The 17,159-nt window shown below is 71.6% G+C and carries 14 protein-coding genes and 2 pseudogenes; 3 read left to right on the top strand and 13 right to left on the bottom strand.

Annotated elements, in window-relative coordinates:
- Positions 1–70: 70 nt before the first annotated feature.
- Positions 71–676, top strand: a complete 606-nt coding sequence (locus tag ACFWPS_RS29105) for an isochorismatase family protein (protein ID WP_383709878.1) — start codon at positions 71–73, stop codon at positions 674–676.
- A gap of 93 nt (positions 677–769) precedes the next feature.
- Here the strand turns inward: ACFWPS_RS29105 and ACFWPS_RS29100 are convergent, their stop codons facing one another.
- From ACFWPS_RS29100 to ACFWPS_RS29085, 4 genes are all read right to left on the bottom strand, one after another.
- On the bottom strand, positions 770–1,969 hold the full coding sequence (locus ACFWPS_RS29100) for an NAD(P)/FAD-dependent oxidoreductase (protein ID WP_383709875.1): 1,200 nt from the start codon (positions 1,967–1,969) through the stop codon (positions 770–772).
- A 7-nt stretch (positions 1,970–1,976) separates the two neighbouring features.
- Positions 1,977–2,927 carry a DUF6039 family protein gene (locus tag ACFWPS_RS29095; protein ID WP_383709872.1) on the bottom strand — a complete coding sequence of 317 codons (951 nt, stop codon included), beginning with the start codon at positions 2,925–2,927 and terminating at the stop codon, positions 1,977–1,979.
- Positions 2,928–2,976: 49 nt separating this feature from the next.
- Entirely contained in the window at positions 2,977–3,384 is a 408-nt protein-coding gene (locus ACFWPS_RS29090) for a DUF3224 domain-containing protein (protein WP_383709870.1), read from the bottom strand.
- Positions 3,385–3,461: 77 nt separating this feature from the next.
- Positions 3,462–4,976, bottom strand: coding sequence for a class I adenylate-forming enzyme family protein (locus ACFWPS_RS29085; RefSeq protein WP_383709867.1), 1,515 nt, complete (start codon positions 4,974–4,976; stop codon positions 3,462–3,464).
- Between the two features lie 84 nt (positions 4,977–5,060).
- Between ACFWPS_RS29085 and ACFWPS_RS29080 the strand changes: the two genes are divergently transcribed.
- Positions 5,061–5,831, top strand: coding sequence for a class I SAM-dependent methyltransferase (locus ACFWPS_RS29080; RefSeq protein ID WP_383709864.1), 771 nt, complete (start codon positions 5,061–5,063; stop codon positions 5,829–5,831).
- Between the two features lie 54 nt (positions 5,832–5,885).
- Here the strand turns inward: ACFWPS_RS29080 and ACFWPS_RS29075 are convergent, their stop codons facing one another.
- The 9 genes and pseudogenes from ACFWPS_RS29075 to ACFWPS_RS29035 form a co-directional block, all read right to left on the bottom strand.
- Complete coding sequence (locus tag ACFWPS_RS29075; RefSeq protein WP_383709861.1) at positions 5,886–6,083, bottom strand: ferredoxin; 198 nt, start codon at positions 6,081–6,083, stop codon at positions 5,886–5,888.
- A 9-nt stretch (positions 6,084–6,092) separates the two neighbouring features.
- On the bottom strand, positions 6,093–7,157 hold the full coding sequence (locus ACFWPS_RS29070; RefSeq protein WP_383709858.1) for an NAD-dependent epimerase/dehydratase family protein: 1,065 nt from the start codon (positions 7,155–7,157) through the stop codon (positions 6,093–6,095).
- Positions 7,154–8,044, bottom strand: a pseudogene (locus ACFWPS_RS29065) (NAD-dependent epimerase/dehydratase family protein); the annotation flags it as partial. The pseudogene ACFWPS_RS29065 and the gene ACFWPS_RS29070, both read right to left, overlap by 4 nt.
- Before the next feature lie 75 nt (positions 8,045–8,119).
- Positions 8,120–9,073: pseudogene (gene rfbB, locus ACFWPS_RS29060) on the bottom strand (dTDP-glucose 4,6-dehydratase); the annotation flags it as partial.
- A gap of 10 nt (positions 9,074–9,083) precedes the next feature.
- Positions 9,084–10,142 (bottom strand): glucose-1-phosphate thymidylyltransferase, encoded by a 1,059-nt coding sequence (locus ACFWPS_RS29055; protein WP_383709855.1) that lies wholly within the window; start codon positions 10,140–10,142, stop codon positions 9,084–9,086.
- Between the two features lie 14 nt (positions 10,143–10,156).
- The gene (locus ACFWPS_RS29050; protein ID WP_383709852.1) at positions 10,157–10,894 is read right to left on the bottom strand and encodes a class I SAM-dependent DNA methyltransferase; all 738 of its coding nucleotides are present in this window, start codon (positions 10,892–10,894) and stop codon (positions 10,157–10,159) included.
- A gap of 82 nt (positions 10,895–10,976) precedes the next feature.
- On the bottom strand, positions 10,977–12,041 hold the full coding sequence (locus tag ACFWPS_RS29045) for a methyltransferase (RefSeq protein WP_383709849.1): 1,065 nt from the start codon (positions 12,039–12,041) through the stop codon (positions 10,977–10,979).
- 83 nt (positions 12,042–12,124) lie between these two features.
- A complete protein-coding gene (locus tag ACFWPS_RS29040; RefSeq protein ID WP_383709847.1) occupies positions 12,125–13,333 on the bottom strand; it encodes a cytochrome P450 in 1,209 nt (402 codons plus the stop codon).
- Between the two features lie 557 nt (positions 13,334–13,890).
- Positions 13,891–15,441, bottom strand: coding sequence for a class I adenylate-forming enzyme family protein (locus ACFWPS_RS29035; RefSeq protein WP_383709844.1), 1,551 nt, complete (start codon positions 15,439–15,441; stop codon positions 13,891–13,893).
- A 192-nt stretch (positions 15,442–15,633) separates the two neighbouring features.
- On the opposite strand from ACFWPS_RS29035, the gene ACFWPS_RS29030 reads away from it, so the two are divergent.
- Entirely contained in the window at positions 15,634–17,148 is a 1,515-nt protein-coding gene (locus tag ACFWPS_RS29030; RefSeq protein ID WP_383709841.1) for an MFS transporter, read from the top strand.
- Positions 17,149–17,159: the final 11 nt, after the last annotated feature.

Here is a 17,159-nt window from a genome sequence, read left to right as displayed (position 1 = left end):
GTCTCAGGCAATTCCCTAGCCTTTTCCTACGGGCCTTCTCGCGGGCCCGCACGGAGCGAAAGGGAATTCCATGAGCACCGAGGACGCCTTGGGAATCGACCCGAAAACCACCGCTCTCGTGCTGGTCGACTTCCAGCGCGGCGTGGTCGAGGGAATGGGAGGTGCTGCCGAACTCGGACCGCATACCGCCGAGGACGCGGTCGGCAGAGCGCGTCGGACTGCGACGACGCTGCGCGAACTCGGCGGCCTGGTGGTCGTGGTCCGCGGGTCGATGGGCCTGACGGGGGTGCCGTTCCCCGCGCCGCGCACCGACGCCGGCGTGCCCGCGGGCGTCCCGGTCCCGCCGCACTGGGCCGAGATCCACCCCGAACTGACGGACTGCGCCGATCACGTCGTCACCAAACACCAGTGGGGCAGCTTCTACGGAACGGAGCTGGAGGTGCTGCTGCGTCGCAACGGCGTCACGACGCTGCTGCTCGCCGGGATCGCGACGAATCTCGGCGTCGAGTCCGCCGCCCGCGAGGCCTACGACCGCGGCTTCGAACAGGTGCTGATCGAGGACGCGACCACGGCGTTCGACGCGGCGGCCCACCACGACTCGGTGTCCCGGGTCATGCCGCTGCTCGGCCGGGTGCGCAACACCGAGCAGGTGCTGGCCGCGTTCGCACGCCGCTGAGCGGGTTGCGCGACAAGGCGACCACCGCAGCAACGGCCGGACGGAATCGCGGATTTCCGTCCGGCTGCCGGGCACCGTGCCGGTCCCACGGACCTACCCGGTGGCGGCCACCTCCTGCATCAGCCGCAGCAGCTCCGGGGTGTAGAGACCGTCGAGCGGGGCGACTCCCGAGAGCGTGTCGAAGTATCGCTGGGTCAGCTCGGGCGAGGTGGAGACGGCGCGCAGGAGAGCGATCCTGCGGCCCTGGGCATCGGCCTGCGCCACCCCCAAGGTGGCCTGGAACGGGCCGCTGAGCCTCGTGTCCCGTTCGGTGGCGAAAGCGCTGAGGGCGTCGGCCTGTGCGACCGGGTCGCCGACGTGCTCCTGGACCCCTTCGACGAGCAGCTCCGCCTGCATCAGCGCGTCGCCGATGCCCTGGGCCGTCAGTGAGTCCTTGTGGTGGCCGGCGTCACCGATGAGCACCCAGCCGGGCCCCGTGGCGGTGCGAAAGAAGTTCTGCTGGTCGCCCGTTCCGTACAGGCGTTCCATGCGTTTCGCGTTGTCGAGTTGGGCGTGCAGGGCGGGGGCGTTGACCCGGACGCTTTCGAGGTAGGCGTTCACGGCGTCCCGCCGCACCTCGTCGAAGCGGTGCTGCGGGTGGTAGGCGGCGATCAGGGTGGCGTCGTTGGTGGGGACCGCGGCGATCCATCCGGTGGGCCCCTCATACATCTCGAAGTCTGTGCGCGGCCCCTGCCAGAAGGTGTAGTAGGCGCAGGTGAGGGCGGGGTGCTCGACCTGTCTGGCGGCTCCGGCAAGCCGGGCGACCGTGGAGCGCATCCCGTCTGCTCCCACCACCAGATGGGCCCGCTCGGTGTGGACGGCGCCGCCCGGGCCGTTCCAGCGGACACCGGCCACCCTGTCACCGTCGTGGAGGAGGCCGGTGACCTCGCAGCCGTCCCGGAACTCGGCTCCTGCGGCGACAGCGCCCTCGACGAGGATGCGGTCGAGGAGGTGTCGCCGGGGCGCGTACGCCTCACGGATGCCGTCGATGCCGCTGGAACAGCCGGTCACCCGGACACCGCCCACCTCGTAGAGGACGCGTTCCAGCGGCGGGCAGCCGGTGGCCCGCACGGCGTCGAGCAGGCCCCAGCGGGCCAAGCGGGCCACGCCCGGCTGCTGGATGTAGAGCGTGGAGAGGGTGTCCGCGGGGAAGACCGAGCGTTCCAGCAGGAGCACCCGGTGGCCGGCGCGGGCGAACAGCATGGCGGCCGGGGCACCGGCGGCGCGGGCCCCGACGACGATCACGTCGTACACGACCCGATCACTCGCCCTCGGCGGCCTGGGTGGCGTACATGCCCCAGTGCTGCGGCGTCAGTGCCATGTCTCCCAAGGAGCCCTGGACGAACATGCGCTCCCACCCGCCACCGCCCCGCTCGTCGGATATCCACTGTTTGGTGAACACCTCCCGGGTGGCCGAGGTGTTGACCGCGCGCAGCCCCATCAGCGTGTAGTAGGAGCTGAGCGACTTCAGGTGGATGAAGTGGTGGATGCGGTCGGACTTCCCGAAGGCCTCCTCGTACAGGAAGATCGTCGCGTGGCCCTTGAGGCTCTCGTTCCAGGCGTCGCACAGGGCCCGTGCGAACATGCGGCCCTCGGCCCGGAAGGCGTAGTTCAGCTCACCGGTGCGGTGCATGAGGATGCCGCAGTTGGCGGAGTGCAGGATCTCGTCGGCCGGGACGTCGGTCTGCAACTGCGCGGTGGGGACGTCGAAGCGCACACCGCCGCTGCCGTCCTCGCGCACGGTGTCGAGTCTGCTGTCGGCCGTGCCGTACATGCCGAAGGTCGAGGGAATCAGCACCTCTTCCTTGAGGCCGCCGTCGAGGAACATGCGATCCCAGGTTCCGCCACCGCGCTCCTCGGGGATGCGGGGGCGCATCATGATGTCGCGCCACCCCGCGTCCTGGGTGCCCATCTGCACCAGCGTCTCGTACGCGTCGAAGGACTTCAGGTGCATGAGGAAATGCAGCCGGTCCTTGACACCGAACGTCTCCTCGTACACGAAGACGGACACGATTCCGGCATAGTTGGTGTTCAGGTATTCGGCGAGTTCCCGGCCGAACTGGCGCCCTTCCGAACGGAATTCGGCATGCAGCTGACCGACCCGTTCGACGATGACGCCGGAATTCGCGGAATGCAGGATCTTCTCAGGAGGGAGGGTGGTCTGGTGCTGGGCGGACGGGATGAAGAAGTCCTGGGACGTGGGAACGGGCATGTGCGTGGTCTCCTGCCTGTACGTAGGGGGAATGACGGGGTGAGCGGGGTCAGTCGAAGCGGTAGCTGAGGGTGACGGTGCCCGCGGCCTCCTCCTGGGAGAGGTAGTTGCCGCCCCCGGAGAGCCCCGCCAGCTCCCCGGTGCCGGAGCCGGGGACGACCCACAGCTCGGCCTGGAGGGTGCCCTTGTCGAAGGTGCCGTTGGTGCGCAGGGCGAAGCCGCCGCTCCGGCCGCCGAGGGTGCCGGTGACCGTGAGCATGCCGGCGATGTCGGCGAAGGTGTCGTCGGGCCGCACCATCAGGTACTCGGCGCGGACGTCGCCCTCGATCTCGCCCTCGAACCGCTGGGTCGTCGAGGCATGCACGATGCGTGCGCCGCCCTCCTGCTCCTCGCCGAGAGGCTTCTCGTCCCACGACACCATTCGAAACGTCGCCTTCGCCGCGTGCTGTCCAGACATGGCGGATGTCCTTCCGTCGTTGTGGGTCCTGCCGCTGTGGGGCGCCAGGGATGCGTGTGCCGTTCGGTGTGTGAGGATCAGGGCCGGGCCGGGCGCGCGGCGGCCTCGCGCAGCCGGTCCCGCAGGACCCGCTTGCGCACCTTGCCGTTGGGTGAGAAGGGGAGTTCGGGCAGCAGCTCGATCTGTCGCGGCACCTGATGCGGGGGCAACCGGCGCTCGAGGAAGGTGTTCAGGTCGTCGAGAGTGCCGTCCGGGGCGAGCACGACGGCGGCGGCCACCCGCTGCCCGCCGCTCCCGTCCGGGACGCCGAAGACAGCTGCCTCCAGGACCGCGGGATGCTCGTACACCGCTGCTTCGAGAGCGATGCTCGACAGGATCTCGGTGGGAGTGTGGATGGCGTCCTCGGCCCGGTCGAACAGGTAGAGGTCGCCGTCGTCGCCGATGTAGCCGAGGTCGCCGGTGCGGGTCCAGTCGTCTCCCGGGGGCTGCTGGTTGTGCAGGTAGCGGCGCCGCGGAGCCGCGCACCGCAGCTGGATCCGGCCCAGGTCGCCGTCGGGTACGGGGACGTCGTGCTCGTCCACCACGCGGACCCCGGTGCTGGGGGTGGGACGTCCCACGGAGAGTGGCCGCGCCGGGTCGTAGGTGCTGACGACGACACCGGGCACCGCTTCGACCTCGGTGTAGGAGCTGTTGAGGCGGGCGCCGGGGAACATCGCAAGGAGCCGGTCCGCGAGCGCGGGGGCGATGGCCGCGGCGGCCGAGGCGAGGGTGTGCACGGAACTGAGGTCGTACCGTTCGTGGATCTTCGCGGCGACCATCCGGGCGGCGATCATCGGATTGACCATGACGGAACCGACACCGTGCTCGGCGATGAGTTCTCCCATGCGCTCCACGTCCCCGGGCCGGGTCGCGATGAGGGTGGCCCGAAGGGACAGCGCGACGTTGGTGGTGGTCACGCTGGCGGTGGTGCCGAGCTGCATGGGCACGATGAGCGGGCGGGGGTCGCCGAACTGCGCGAACGCCTCGGGTCCGCGTCCGAAGGTCAGATTGCCGTGCGGGACGCGTACCGGCTTGGAGTCGCCCGTGGTGCCCGACGAGTACAGGAGGTCACTGATGTCCTCGGGCCCCACCCGCAGGTCCACGGGCGTCTGTTCGCCGGTCTCCAGCGCGGCGACGGTCCTCACCCAGCAGCCTGGGTCGTCGGGCGGAGCTGTGACGCTGCCGCGGATCATGCCGCGGGGGCGGCACTGGGCGAGGCGGCGGGCGGTCTCCGCCCTCGGCATGGTGTCGTTGAGGTGGATGGCGGTGCAGCCGGCTTTGAGGATCCCCATGTAGGCCACCGCGTAGTCGACCCAGTCCATCCCCCCGAACAGCAGGGCCACCACCTCGCCGCGGGCGGCCCCGGCGTCAAGGAGGCCGTGTGCGAGGGCGTCCGACCGGGCGTCCCAGTCGGCGTAGGTCATGGTCGCCGCCCCGTCGACCCGCATGACGGTCCGGTCGGGATCCTCCGACACCCGCATGCGCAGCAGATCGGGGACAGCGAACCCGGAGGTGGTCGTGGTCTCGGTGCTCTTCGCTGACGGTGTACTCACATCCCGCAAGCTAGGCAGTGCCCACCGCCCCGGCTGCCCAATTCTGCGCAGTAGGGCGTGCGGTTGAGGGGCGATGCTGTGTCCATGACCGACTCGCTTCCGACCAGCGCCCCCGCCAAGAGCTTCGACCGCATCGCCAAGACGTACGACGCGACCCGTGACGGGGACGCGCGGGGCCGCGCGGTGGCCGCGCTCGTCATCCCCCACTTGGTGCCGGGTCCGGTGCTCGAAGTCGGCATCGGGACCGGTGCCGTCGCCGCGGCGCTGGCCCAGGCGGGCCACCCCGCTCTCGGGGTGGACATCTCCGCCGAGATGCTGCGACAGGCGAGACAACGGCTCGGTGCGCGGGTCACGCGCGGCGACGCGCGGGCCCTGCCGTACGCGCGGGGCGCCGTGCCGAACGTGCTCTGCGCCCATGTCCTGCACCTCGTGGGCGACATGGACGCGGCGGTGGCGGAGGCGGCACGGGTACTGGCACCGGGTGGCCGGCTGGTGGCCGTGCACGGGGAGACCTACGCGGACCCGCCGGCCGATGTGACCGAGGCGATGAAGCCCCTGGACCCGTTGCGCGAGCGCCCCGACACCGTCGAGGGCCTGGCCCGCGCGGCCGGGGCGGCGGGGTTGCGGACTGTCACGCAGTACGCCCTCGGACCCAACGAACGCGGCTTCTCGCCCGAGGACTTCGCCGGCGCCATGGAGGCGCGGCAGTACCCGTACCTGTGGGACGTGACCGAGCCGGTCTGGCGCGGACTGGTGGAGCCGGTGATCGCGGCGTTGCGGGCGCTGCCCGAGCCCGCGCGCCCGCGCCCGCTCCAGTGGTGGTCCCCGCTGAGCGTCTTCGCCAAGGACGGATGACAGGCCGCGTGTCCCGAGTTCCGGGCCGGACGCGCCGGCTCGGGAGCGGCCGGGTCAGTCCTCGATGAGCCGCAGCGCTCCTGAGGGGCAGGCGCGCACGACCGCCCGCACCCGGTCCCCCGTCTCACGCGCGGGCAGCTCGCGCAGCAGCACGACCGTGCCGGTGCGCTCGCTCTGCGCGAAGACCTCGGGCAGCGCCCACACGCACTGGCCTGCCCCTACACAGCGTTCCTCGTCCACGCTCAGCCGCATGCCCTCTCCTCACCCACCGTGGCCCTGCGGGGCCGACCGCATCGGCGCGGTCGCGAACTCCTTGACCCCGTCGAGGAAGTCGGTCCGCGCCCGCCAGCCGAGCTCCAGCGCCGCCCGCTCGGCCGAGGCGAACACATGGCGTACGTCGCCGATCCGGTACTCGCCGGTGATCCGCGGGGCGGGCGCCCCGCCGGCCGCGGCGAGCGCCTCGGCCAGCTCGCCGATGCTGCGGGGTGTGCCGCTCGCGACGTTGTAGGCACGCAGTCCGGGGGTGTCGCGGGCGAGCGCCGCGACATTGGCGGAGGCGACGTCGCGTACGTGCACGAAATCCCTGCGGGGTTCGCCGTCCTCGAAGACGCGGGGCGCCTCGCCGCGGGCCACCGCGGAACGGAAGGTCGCGGTGACGCCCGAGTAGGGGCTGTCCTGCGGCATGTCGGGGCCGTACACGTTGTGGTAGCGCAACGCGGTGGCGCTCGCGCCGGTCTCCCTGGCCCAGGCTGCGACCAAGTGTTCCTGGGCGAGCTTGGTGACCGCGTAGACATTGCGCGGCGGGTCCAGCGGATCGTCCTCCTGCACGGCGCTCGCCATGACGTCGGTGCCGCAGCGCGGGCAGCGCGGCTCGAAGCGGCCCGCATCGAGATCGGCGCGCTCGCGCGGGGCGGGCCGTACCCGACCGTGGGCCGGGCAGTCGTACCTGCTGTCGCCGTAGATGACGACCGAACTGCCCAGGACCATCCGCCCGGTCCCCGCCTCCGTCATGGCGGTCAGCAGGGTGGCGGTGCCCAGTACGTTGCTGCTCGCGTAGGCGGGCGCGTCGAGGATCTCGCGCCCCCTGCCGACCATCGCGGCCTGATGGCTGACCAGGTCCACTCCGCGCAGGGCCGCCCGCACGGCGGCGGGGTCGGTGAGATCGGCGTGGTGCAGGTCGACCCCGTCCGGCAGGGTGGGCGGGCCGTCCGGGTGCACCGCGGGCACGAGGGAGTCCAGGACCCGCGGTTCGTGCCCCGCCTCCAGCAGGGCGGCGACGACCCTGCTGCCGATGAATCCGGCTCCTCCGGTGACCAGGATCCTCATCGTTTCTCCTCATGGGTGCCGACGGTAACGGCGTGCGGGCCGGCGATGGACCGCCAGGTGCGGGCCAGCCCTTCGGGCAGTGAGGTGCTCGACCGCCAGCCGAGCACCTGGTGTGTCCTGCTCGTGTCGAGCACCGCGTCGCGGCGGTCGAAGCTGCGGCGCGGGGCGTACTCCACGGACAACTCGCGTTGGACGGTGGCCTCCAGGGCTGCCAGGAGGTCGCTGAGCGAGGTGCCCTCGCCGGAGCCGATGTTCAGGGCGGCGGGCAGGGGCAAGCCCGCTGTGTGCGCGGCGCGGACCTTTTCGAGCGCGGCGCAGACGTCGTCGACGTACACGTAGTCGCGGACGGTGGCCGGGTCGCCGATGACGCGCAGCTGGGTTCCCTCGGCGACGGCTCGCAGCCAGTGGGCGACGACTCCTAGTCCGGTGCCGGTGCGCTGGCCGGGTCCGTAGACGTTCGACAGCCGCAGGGCGATCCCGGGAAGTTCGGCGCGGCGCGAGAACAACGCCTGTTCCAGGGCCAGTTTGGCCGCCCCGTAGGCGTTGGAGGGGTGCAGGGCGGCGTCCTCGCCGTACGGGCAGGGGGCTGCCACGTCGTAGACGGTGCCGCCCGAGCTGGCGAGGATCAGGAGCGGTGGTCGCTCCAGTGCGGCGAGCGCGTCCATGAGGCGGAGGAAGTGGTCGTGGTCGGCAGCCACCGCCGCCGGGTCCCGCCCGGCGGTGGCGGGGTTGACTCTGGTGGCCAGGTAGTAGACGGTGTCGGCCGTGCGCAGCTCCGGCGCCGGGGCGCCGTCGTCGTCCACGGCGGGCCGTTCCCTGGTGAAGGGGACGATCCCCTGGTCCCGGCCGAGGTGGGTGCGCAGTCTGCTTCCGATGAATCCGTCGGCGCCGACGATCGCCGCGGTGGAGCGGGGCCGGCCGGTGCCTCGGCGGTGGGGCGTGGGGACAGGCGCGGCCGCCGGGGCGGCCCACCAGGAGCGGTTCTCCTTGTACCACTGGACGGTGTCGGCGAGTCCATGTTCGAAGGGCACGCGGGGCTCGTAGCCGAGTTCATCGCGGGCGGCCGTTCCGTCGAGGGCGTATCTGCGGTCGTGTCCCTTGCGGTCGGCCGTGTACTCGACGCGGCTCCAGTCCGCGCCGCACAGGGCCAGCAGGCGTCCGGTCAGTTCGAGGTTGGTGAGTTCGGCGCCGCCCGCGAGGTTGTAGACGGCGCCCGGTCTGCCGTGTTCAAGGGCGAGCTGGATTCCCCGGCAGTGGTCGTCGACGTGCTGCCATTCGCGTACGTGCCGGCCGTCGCCGTAGAGCGGGACGGTGCCGCCCGCCAGCAGTCGTGTCACGAAGAGCGGGATGATCTTCTCGGGGAGCTGGTGGGGGCCGTAGTTGTTCGAGCAGCGGGTGATCGTGACGGGCAGCCCGTGGCTGCGGTGGTAGGCGCGGGCGAGCAGATCGGCCGACGCCTTGGAGGCCGCGTAGGGCGAGTTGGGCTCCAGCGGTGCGTCCTCCGTCCACGAACCGCTGCTGATGGTGCCGTAGACCTCGTCCGTGGAGACCAGCACGATCCGCGGGATCTCGGCGCGCAGGCAGCTCTCCAGCAGCGTCTGGCTGCCGAGCACGTTGGTGCGGACGAAGGTTCCGGCACCCGTCAGGGAACGGTCCACGTGGGACTCGGCCGCGAAGTGGACCACACCGTCGTGGCCGGGCACGATCCGGTCTAGGAGCGCCTGGTCGCACACGTCTCCGCGGACGAAGGTCAGCCGGGGGTGCGGGGCGGGCAGATTGCGCAGGTCACCGGCGTAGGTGAGGCTGTCGACGACGGTGACGGAGGCTTCCTCCCAGCCCGGGTAGCGGCCGGCCAGCATGGACCGTACGTAGTGGGAGCCGATGAAGCCGGCGCCCCCGGTCACGAGCACTCTCATCGGCCGTCCCTCATCCCGTGACCGTCGCCGTGCCCGCGTCACCGAGGATCAGCGTCGCGGTGGAGCGGGTGCCGCGGACCTCGGCGCCGCGCCCGATGATCGAGTCCGTGAGACCGCGGACGCCGCTGACCGTGGACCTCTCCAGGAGTACGGAGCGGGCGACGGCGCTGCGCTCCACCAGGCAGTGCGGGCCGACCGACAGGTGCGGGCCCACGTCGGCGTCGCGCAGTGTGGCTCCCGCGCCGACCACGACGGGTCCGGTGACCCGTGAGCGCACCACCTGGGCCGTGGGATCGACGACGATCTGTCCGGTGAGGACGGACTCCGCGTCGACCTGTCCGCGAACGTCGCGCTCCACGGTGTCGAGGATGGTGCGGTCGCAGTCCAGCCAGTCGTCGATGCGTCCGGTGTCGCACCAGTATCCGGTGCACATCTCGGCGCGGACCGGGTGCCCGTTGTCGACCAGCCAGCGCACCGCGTCGGTGATCTCCAGCTCCCCTCTGGCGCTGGGGCGGATGGCGCGTACCGCCTCGTGGACCGCGGGCGAGAACGCGTACGCCCCGGTGACCGCCAGATCGCTGACCGACCACTCGGGCTTCTCGACCAGGCCGCGGACCCTGCCCTGCCCGTCGACTACGGCGATGCCGTACTCGCTCGTGTCCTCGACCTTGGCCAGCAGCAGCACGGACGCGCAGCCGCCGGCGAGGAAGCGTGCGACGAGGTCGCCGATGCCGTCCGTGAACACGTTGTCGCCCAGGTACATCACGAAGTCGTCGTCGCCCAGGAAGTCCCGGGCGATGAGCACACCGTGGGCCAGGCCGGCCGGCCGGTCCTGGTGCAGGTAGCTGACCCGCAGCCCGAGTCGCGCGCCGTCGCCGACGGCCGCCCGGATCTCGGCCCCGCGGTCGCCGACGACGATGCCGACCTCGGTGATGCCCGCCGCCGCGATGGCCTCGAGCCCGTACAGCAGGACAGGTTTGTTGGCCACCGGCACGAGCTGTTTGGCAGTGCTGTCGCTGAAGGGGCGCAGCCGGGTGCCCATGCCGCCCGCCAGGACCAGTGCTTTCATCGCTCCTCCCGGCGTCAGGCGGGGCAGACGAAGCCGAAGAAGAAGCGATCCGGCGCGGTCTCCAGCACGGCGGGGAACGTGTCGCCGAGCAGCCTGAGCACTTCTTCGGAGGGCAGCAGCTGGGTGCGGTACGAGGCCCAGCGGATCCGGCCTTTCGTGGCGCGCAGGGTCACGGCGGAGGCGAGGAACAGCGCCGAGCGTGCGGCGTGGCGCAGCGCTCCGTAGCGCTGCCGCTGGAACTCGTGGAAGTGGTCACGCGTCCAGACGTTGCCGATCAGGTAGCCGCCGGGGGCGACGAAGGTGCGCAGCCGCTCCAGAACGGTGCGGACGTCGCCGAGGTGGTGGATGGCGTCGACGCACACCACCAGGGGGGCAGGTTCGAGGCCGTGGTCCTGCCAGAAGTCGCCCTGCACCACCTGGAGCCGGTCGTCGGCGACGCGGGCCTTCGCACGGGCCAGGCCCTCGGCGGAGATGTCCACGGCGATCAGTTCGCTCGGGCCGACCCGATCGGCGACGATCTTCGTGAACTCGCCGGTGCCGCAGGCGAATTCGATGACGCGATCGGCCCGTGCTCCGTACTTGTCGATCAGATCGCCCAGTACCGCCTTCTGCGCGCGGTAGTGGTCTCCGAGTACCGGGTCCAGTTCCGCCTTGTCACGGTCCCAGAACCGGGCGGCCCAGTACTCCCTGCCTTCCGGCGGATAGCCGGAGATCAGATTGTTGCCGAGACTGACCAGCCGCTCTGCGATCATCCCTGTCTCCACTTCTGCGGGGCTGCCGCCCGCGAGGTCTGCGGACCCGTCGGTCCGGGGTTGCGGCGGGGTGTGCGGGAGGTCAGGGCCGGACCGCCTGGAGCACCTGCCAGGGGCGGGGGCTGGTGGCGCTCGGCACCGGGGTCGTCTTCTCGTAGCGGAACCCGACGCTCTCGACGAGCGTGATGAACTCGTCCTCGGTCCGTGCCCGGCCGCCGGTGACGGTCTGCAGGCACAGGCTCATGATGTCGAGGTGGTCGGGTTGTCCCCCGGCGGGGCGGGTCCACTCGACCACCAGCAGCCTGCTGCCGGAGGGGGCGTTGCGCAGGCTGTTGCGCAGGATGCGGGCGCCGTCCTCGTCGCCCCAGTCGCACAGCACCTGTTTGATCAGGTAGAGGTCGGCGCCGGGCGGGGCGTCCTCGAAGAAGCTGCCGCCGAAGAAGTCGAGGCGGTCCGCGACCGGGGAGTCCGCTCGGGCCGCGCGTCCCCGTTCGACGACGGCCGGCAGGTCGAACACGGTGCCGTGGGCGTGGGGCGCCGCGGTCAGGATGTGGGAGAGGAGGATGCCCAGGCTGCCGCCGATGTCGACGATCCGGTGGTAGGGGCCGAAGTCGAAGCCCGCGGCGAGCGCGCGACCGGCGTCGTTGCTGAGATCCGCCATGGCCTCGGCGTGCCACAGGCGCTCTTCGGGGTGGTGGTCGTAGTGCTGGTAGAGGTCCTCGCCCCGGTCGTCCTTGGCGGGCCTGCCGGTGAGGATCGTCTCGTGCAGCTTGGCCATGCGGTTCCACATGCCCTCGCCCATGTTCATCAGGGCCATGGCCGGGAAGGGGCCGGAGCCCCGGGCGAGCGTGCCGCCGAGGTCGGTGAGGGTGTACGCGCCCTCACCGTCGGACTCGACGAGCCCCAGGATCGCGCAGGCGTCCAGGAAGCGGGTGAAGGTCGCGGGATCCGCGCCGATCGCGGCCGCCAGTTCCGCGCTCTTGCGCGGTCCTGAGGCGAGCCGCTCGGGGATCTCGAACCGTACCGCCGTGGCCACCACCTGGCAGTCCCAGGGACGGAAGACGATCTGGCTGAGGCTGCGTCCGTCCGGCGCGGGGCTTGCCTGCTGCCCCGTTGTTCCCTGACGTGTGTGCGGTGCGGTCGGCATGAACGGCCCTCCGTCACGATCGGTGTCGTAGGTGACGCTAGAGACCGTCGTGCGAGCGGGCCGCTCAAGATTGCGCGTTCACCTCACCAGGTCACCGGCAGGGCGTCGAGGCCGAAGAAGGCGGAGCGCTGGCGGAAGGGCAACTGCTCGATCGGGGTGGCGGGTCGCGCCCCGTCGAGCTCACGGAAGAGGACATCGAAGACCTCCTGGAGTTCCATGCGGGCCAGTTGGAGCCCCAGGCACTGGTGCGGGCCGAAGCCACAGGCCACATGGGCCGAGGCGTTGGGGCGGCGCGGGTCGAGACGGTCGGGTTCCGGGAAGACGGCCGGGTCCCGGTTGGCCACCATGGGCAGGACGACGACTCCTTCCCCGGCCCGCACGGGCGAACCGCCGATATCCGTGTCCTCGGTGGCGACCCGGGGCATCCACTGCGCGATGGCGAGATAGCGCAGCAGTTCCTCGACGGCGCCGGGGACCAGGGCGGGGTCCGCGGTCAGTTGCTCCCGCGCGCCATCGTCCCGCATGAGCGCGAGCGTGCCGAGCGAGATCATGCTGGCCGTGGTCTCGTGGCCTGCGACGAGGAGCAGCAGCACGATCGCCGGGAGCTGCCGGGGATCGAGCGAGGAGTCGGCGTCGAAGCTCGCGACCAGGTCGGAGAGCAGGTCGTCGGAGGGGTCGCGTCGTTTGGCGTCGGCCAGCCGCAGTACGTACTCATGCAACTGGGTGACCGCGTCGGCGACGGCCTCGCGGCTCATCTGCGGGGCCCGCACCATGACGTCGATGAGCACGCCGAACCGCTCGCGGTCCCCGTACGGGACGCCGAGGATGTGACAGATCACCAGGCTCGGCAGGGGCATGGCGAAGGCGCTCACCAGATCCGTGCCCGGGCCCTCGCGCTTCAACGCGGCCACCAGCTCTTCCACGGCGCCGCGCACGACCGGGCGCAGCCTCTCCAGCCGGGCCACCGCGAAGTGGGCGGTGGTCAGCCTGCGGTAGCGGCGGTGGTCGGCGCCGTCCATCCGGAAGAAGGAGAGCTGCTGCGAGGACGAGCCCGAGCCGGCGCGCGCCGTCGGGAAGCCCGGGTGGCCGCCGTCCGCGCTGAAGGGGCCCGCCAGCACGGCCCGTACGTCCTCGTACCGGCCCGCCAGGTGAGCGGTGCGGCCGGCGGGCAGGCGCACCCGGGGAAGCCTGCGTTCGCCGAAGAGTCGCCGGTAGGCGTCCGGTACGGCGAAGGGCTGCGCGGCGGACCGTACCGCCGGGAAGGTCGTCAGCTCGTGGACCGGTGCGTTCATGGGCGGGTTCTCCTCGGTCGCGTCACCCCTGGGCAGCGGTGACGCTACGGTGGGGCACGGCGGCGGGCTGCTCAATAGGGGGCACGGCCTGCCGGCGCACAGGGTTGAGCAGACCGGCCCTTGTGACGTCCAGGAGATGGGCCTGTGACGGCTCGTACGGGAAGAGCAGGCCCTGGAGCGAAGGGACAGGCCAGTTCGCGGTGATCCTGCTGGTGGGAGTCACCGGGGCGCACGGTGTTCCTGGCCGCGGCGGGGCTGCGGATCGATCTGACGGCGCCGGCGGACCCACCGGTGTTGCTCTCGGCGGTCGCGGTGCTCGTGATCGCCGTCGTCAGCAAATTCCGGGGCGCGTGGCAGTCGCCACCTCACTGATGGCACCGCGCATACTGCGCCTTGCGATGCGGCGGCTGGAGCAGATTGCGGAGGAATCGCTGCGAGCGCGGGAGTACGAGCGGCTTACGGGGGTTGGGGTACCAGCCGGGCCGAGCCGGACAGCGGAGTGCCGAGCCGCACCGCGAGGCGTCCGGATGCGGCCCGGGTGCGGCGGGTGCGAGGGGTCAGAGGGCGAGGTCCGCACACTCACGGGCGAGGCGCCACTTCAGGACCTTGCCGAGGTCTCCCCGCGGCAGCGTGTCGAGCACGACGAGCCGGTCGGGCCGGTCCTCCCGGGCGAGCATGTCCTCCATGCGTTCCCGCAGCCGGCCTTCGTGGACCGGGCCGTTGACCGTCACCGCGGCCACGATCTGCCCGCGCCCGTTCCCCTGCTCGTCCGCGGGAGGCAGTGCGAAGACGGCGGCCTCCACGACCTCCGGCTGCCACAACAGGGTGTTCTCCAGTTCCGAGGAGGAGAGGGTACGACCGTCCCTGACGAGCACGTGGGCCGCCCGGTCGAAGAAGTGCACCTTTCCCTCCCCGTCGATGTGGCCGAGGTCCCCGGTCCGTGTCCAGCCGTCCGGACGGAAGGTCCGCGCCTCCTCCTCGGGCAGCGCCACGTACGAGCGGCGGGGCGCGGGATGGCGCAGGTGGATCCAGCCCCGCTCCCCCGCGCCGACGGGCGCCCCCTCCTCGTCGGTGACCATGACCTCGGTGCCGTCCGCGGGCGAGCCCAGGCTGACGGCGGAGCGTGCGGAGGGGGTGAGGGCCGACAAGTAGCCGGGCGGGAGAGGGCTGTTGAGGAATGCGGGCGCTGATTCGGTGGAGCCGTATCCGGCGAGGATCCGCGCCTGGGGCAGCGCGCGGTGCAGCCGTGCCACCGAGGCCGGGGCCACGGGTCCCGAGCCCACCATGAGGGCGGCCAGCCCCGCGAGGTCGTGGCGGCGGGTGATGTCGGTGGCGGCCCAGTGCCGCACGGCACGGGGCGGCAGAACCACGGTCGCCGGCCCGAGACCGGCGGCGGCCTCGGCGATCGTCTCGGGGTCAGGAGCGCTCAGCACGTGGACGGTGGCCGGTGAGGTCAGCGCCATCATGAGGGCGCTGTGGGCGGCGTTGGTGCCGACCGGTACCGCGCACAGCACGTGCGGCGCGCCCGCGGTGAACCTGCCGCGCGCGGCACGCCCGTGGGTGAGGTTGGCGTGGGTGACGGCGACGGGCTTGGCCCGCCCGGTGGTGGTTCCCGAGGTGTGGAGGATGTCCGCGACGTCGCCGGGGAATGCCTCGTCCGCGGGCGCGGCGTCGCCGCCGCGCCGCGTCAGCTCCCCGAGGGTGTCGGTCCAGCCGCCGGGGCAGCTCTCGTGCGCGCCGGACGGACGGATGAGCCCGACGACACCGCAGTGAGCCATCCTGCGCCCGGCCTCCCCCGCGGGCAGCCCCGGCGGCAGCGGCACGGTCGCGGCGCCGAGGCGGTGCAGGGCCAGGGTGGCGACGGCCTGGTCCCACCAGCCGCCGGGCGGGCAGAGTACGGCCACCCGGTCTCCGCGGCGGACGCCATAGGCGTGCATCCCGCGGGCGAGCGCCGTGGCGGCGGTGTCCCAGTCGCCGAGGGTGAGGGATCGCCAGCCGTCGACGACCAGCGCGACATGGCGGCGCCGCTCACGGATGTGCTCGCGCACGAGACGGGGAACGGTGCTGTGGGAGCGGGGGTCGCGGGCGGTGGCGGGAGGTGACGTCATGGCCGCCGACCTTAGATTTCGCGGCTCCGCCGCACTGCGCAGGACTGAGCACCGAAACACCCGCGCCCGCAGCCATACTCACCAATCGCTGTGCAACCTGCGGGCCCGACAGGGAAGTTGGCATCCTCGCTAAGGTGTCGCGTACACGTAACGTAGCGGCGACCGGTCACCACAGCTCGTTGGAGGAACCGCGTGACAGCAACTGGTGCAGGGACAACCGAAGAGACGCCCGAGCCGGGAGCCGAAGCGCCCCCCGCCGCGCGCGGCATCATCACAGCGGGGGCGTTACTCTCGCTGATCCTGTCGTCGATGGACGTCTCCATCGTCGGCACGGCCCTTCCCCGGATGGCGGCCGACCTCGGAGGGCTCAGCCTCTACTCGTGGGTCGGCGTGAGTTACGGCATGGCCGCCGCGGTGGTCATCCCCATCGGCGGGAAACTCGGTGACCTCTTCGGCCGTAAGCCGCTGCTGATGGCGGGACTCGGCGGGTTCGTCCTCGCCTCCCTGCTGGGCGCCCTCGCCCAGAACATGGCGCTGCTCATCGTGGCGCGCACCGTGCAGGGCGTCTGCGCGGGCCTGCTCACCGCCAACATCTTCACTCTCATCGGTGAGATCTACACCGCCGAGCGTCGGGCGCAGATCCAGGGTGTCTTCTTCAGCGTCGCCGGTCTCGGCATGGTCGCCGGCCCGCCCCTCGGCGGTGTCATCACGGACAACTGGGGCTGGCGCTGGGTCTTCTGGATCAATGTACCGCTGGCCGCTCTCGCGCTGCTCACCGTGACCGCCGTGCCGTTCAAGCAAGTGGGGGGCCGCTGGCAGGACATCGACTTCCTCGGCGTCCTGACCCTGACCGCCGGACTCGTCCCGCTGTTGTTCGGGTTGTCGCTGACCGGTGACGGGCACGCGTGGGGGTCCCCGGAGGTACTGGGTCCCGTCCTCGGCGGTCTGATCGTGCTGGGCCTGTTCTGCCTGGTGGAGTCCCGGTACGCCCGCCAACCGCTCATCCCCTTCGAGCTGTTCAAGGTCAACCAGGTGGCCGTCCTCGTGGTGGTGTCCTTCCTCTCGGCCGTGGCGATGATGGGCACGACCTTCTACGTACCGCTTCTCTACCAGGGTGTCCTCGGGGTCAGCGCCACCTACTCGGGAAGCCTGCTGATCCCGCTCGCCGTGGCCATGATGGTGGTGCCGCCCCTCACCGGTAAGTACCTGCCGTCCGTACCGCACTACCGCTATCTGGGAGCGGCGGCGTTCGCCCTGCTCGTCGTGGGTCTGGTGATGCTGTCCCGGGTGCGGCCCGACAGCGGGGACTGGATGCCGCTGCTCGCCATGGTGATCATCGGCATCGGCGTCGGCATCGTCTTCCCCCTCACCACCACGGTGGTGCAGAGCGCGGTGCCGCTGGAGCTCCTGGGCGTCGGTACGAGCCAGATCCAGTTCTGGCGGACCTTCGCCTCGCCCGTGTCGATCGCCGTCCTCGGCACCCTGCTGAGCACGCGCGCCGGCGGCCTGGGATCGGGCGGTGGCAGCGGCCCCTCCGCCGAGCGGCTGGCCGACGGCCTGAGCGACGTGTTCATGGTCGGCGCGGTGCTCGCGGCGACCGGACTGGTCATCACCTTGTTCCTCAAGGAGATTCCGCTGCGCGGCGCACCGGCGAAGCCGCGCCCCGCGGTGGACTCCGAGGATGCCGCGTCGAAGGACGCCACCTGACGCCCTGACGG

The organism is Streptomyces sp. NPDC058457, assembly GCF_042720695.1.
In the GTDB taxonomy this organism is placed as follows: domain Bacteria; phylum Actinomycetota; class Actinomycetes; order Streptomycetales; family Streptomycetaceae; genus Streptomyces.
The sequence above is the reverse complement of the archived record's forward strand: the minus strand, read 5'-3'. Positions and strand labels throughout refer to the sequence as shown.

Bases quoted from the DNA above. Each gene is read 5' to 3' on its own strand.
- ACFWPS_RS29035 (WP_383709844.1), bottom strand. From the start codon at position 15,441: ATGACGTCACCTCCCGCCACCGCCCGCGACCCCCGCTCCCACAGCACC.
- ACFWPS_RS29095 (WP_383709872.1), bottom strand. From the start codon at position 2,927: ATGCCCGTTCCCACGTCCCAGGACTTCTTCATCCCGTCCGCCCAGCAC.
- ACFWPS_RS29050 (WP_383709852.1), bottom strand. From the start codon at position 10,894: ATGATCGCAGAGCGGCTGGTCAGTCTCGGCAACAATCTGATCTCCGGC.
- ACFWPS_RS29080 (WP_383709864.1), top strand. From the start codon at position 5,061: ATGACCGACTCGCTTCCGACCAGCGCCCCCGCCAAGAGCTTCGACCGC.
- ACFWPS_RS29055 (WP_383709855.1), bottom strand. From the start codon at position 10,142: ATGAAAGCACTGGTCCTGGCGGGCGGCATGGGCACCCGGCTGCGCCCC.
- ACFWPS_RS29075 (WP_383709861.1), bottom strand. From the start codon at position 6,083: ATGCGGCTGAGCGTGGACGAGGAACGCTGTGTAGGGGCAGGCCAGTGC.
- ACFWPS_RS29090 (WP_383709870.1), bottom strand. From the start codon at position 3,384: ATGTCTGGACAGCACGCGGCGAAGGCGACGTTTCGAATGGTGTCGTGG.
- ACFWPS_RS29105 (WP_383709878.1), top strand. From the start codon at position 71: ATGAGCACCGAGGACGCCTTGGGAATCGACCCGAAAACCACCGCTCTC.
- ACFWPS_RS29070 (WP_383709858.1), bottom strand. From the start codon at position 7,157: ATGAGGATCCTGGTCACCGGAGGAGCCGGATTCATCGGCAGCAGGGTC.
- ACFWPS_RS29040 (WP_383709847.1), bottom strand. From the start codon at position 13,333: ATGAACGCACCGGTCCACGAGCTGACGACCTTCCCGGCGGTACGGTCC.
- ACFWPS_RS29045 (WP_383709849.1), bottom strand. From the start codon at position 12,041: ATGCCGACCGCACCGCACACACGTCAGGGAACAACGGGGCAGCAGGCA.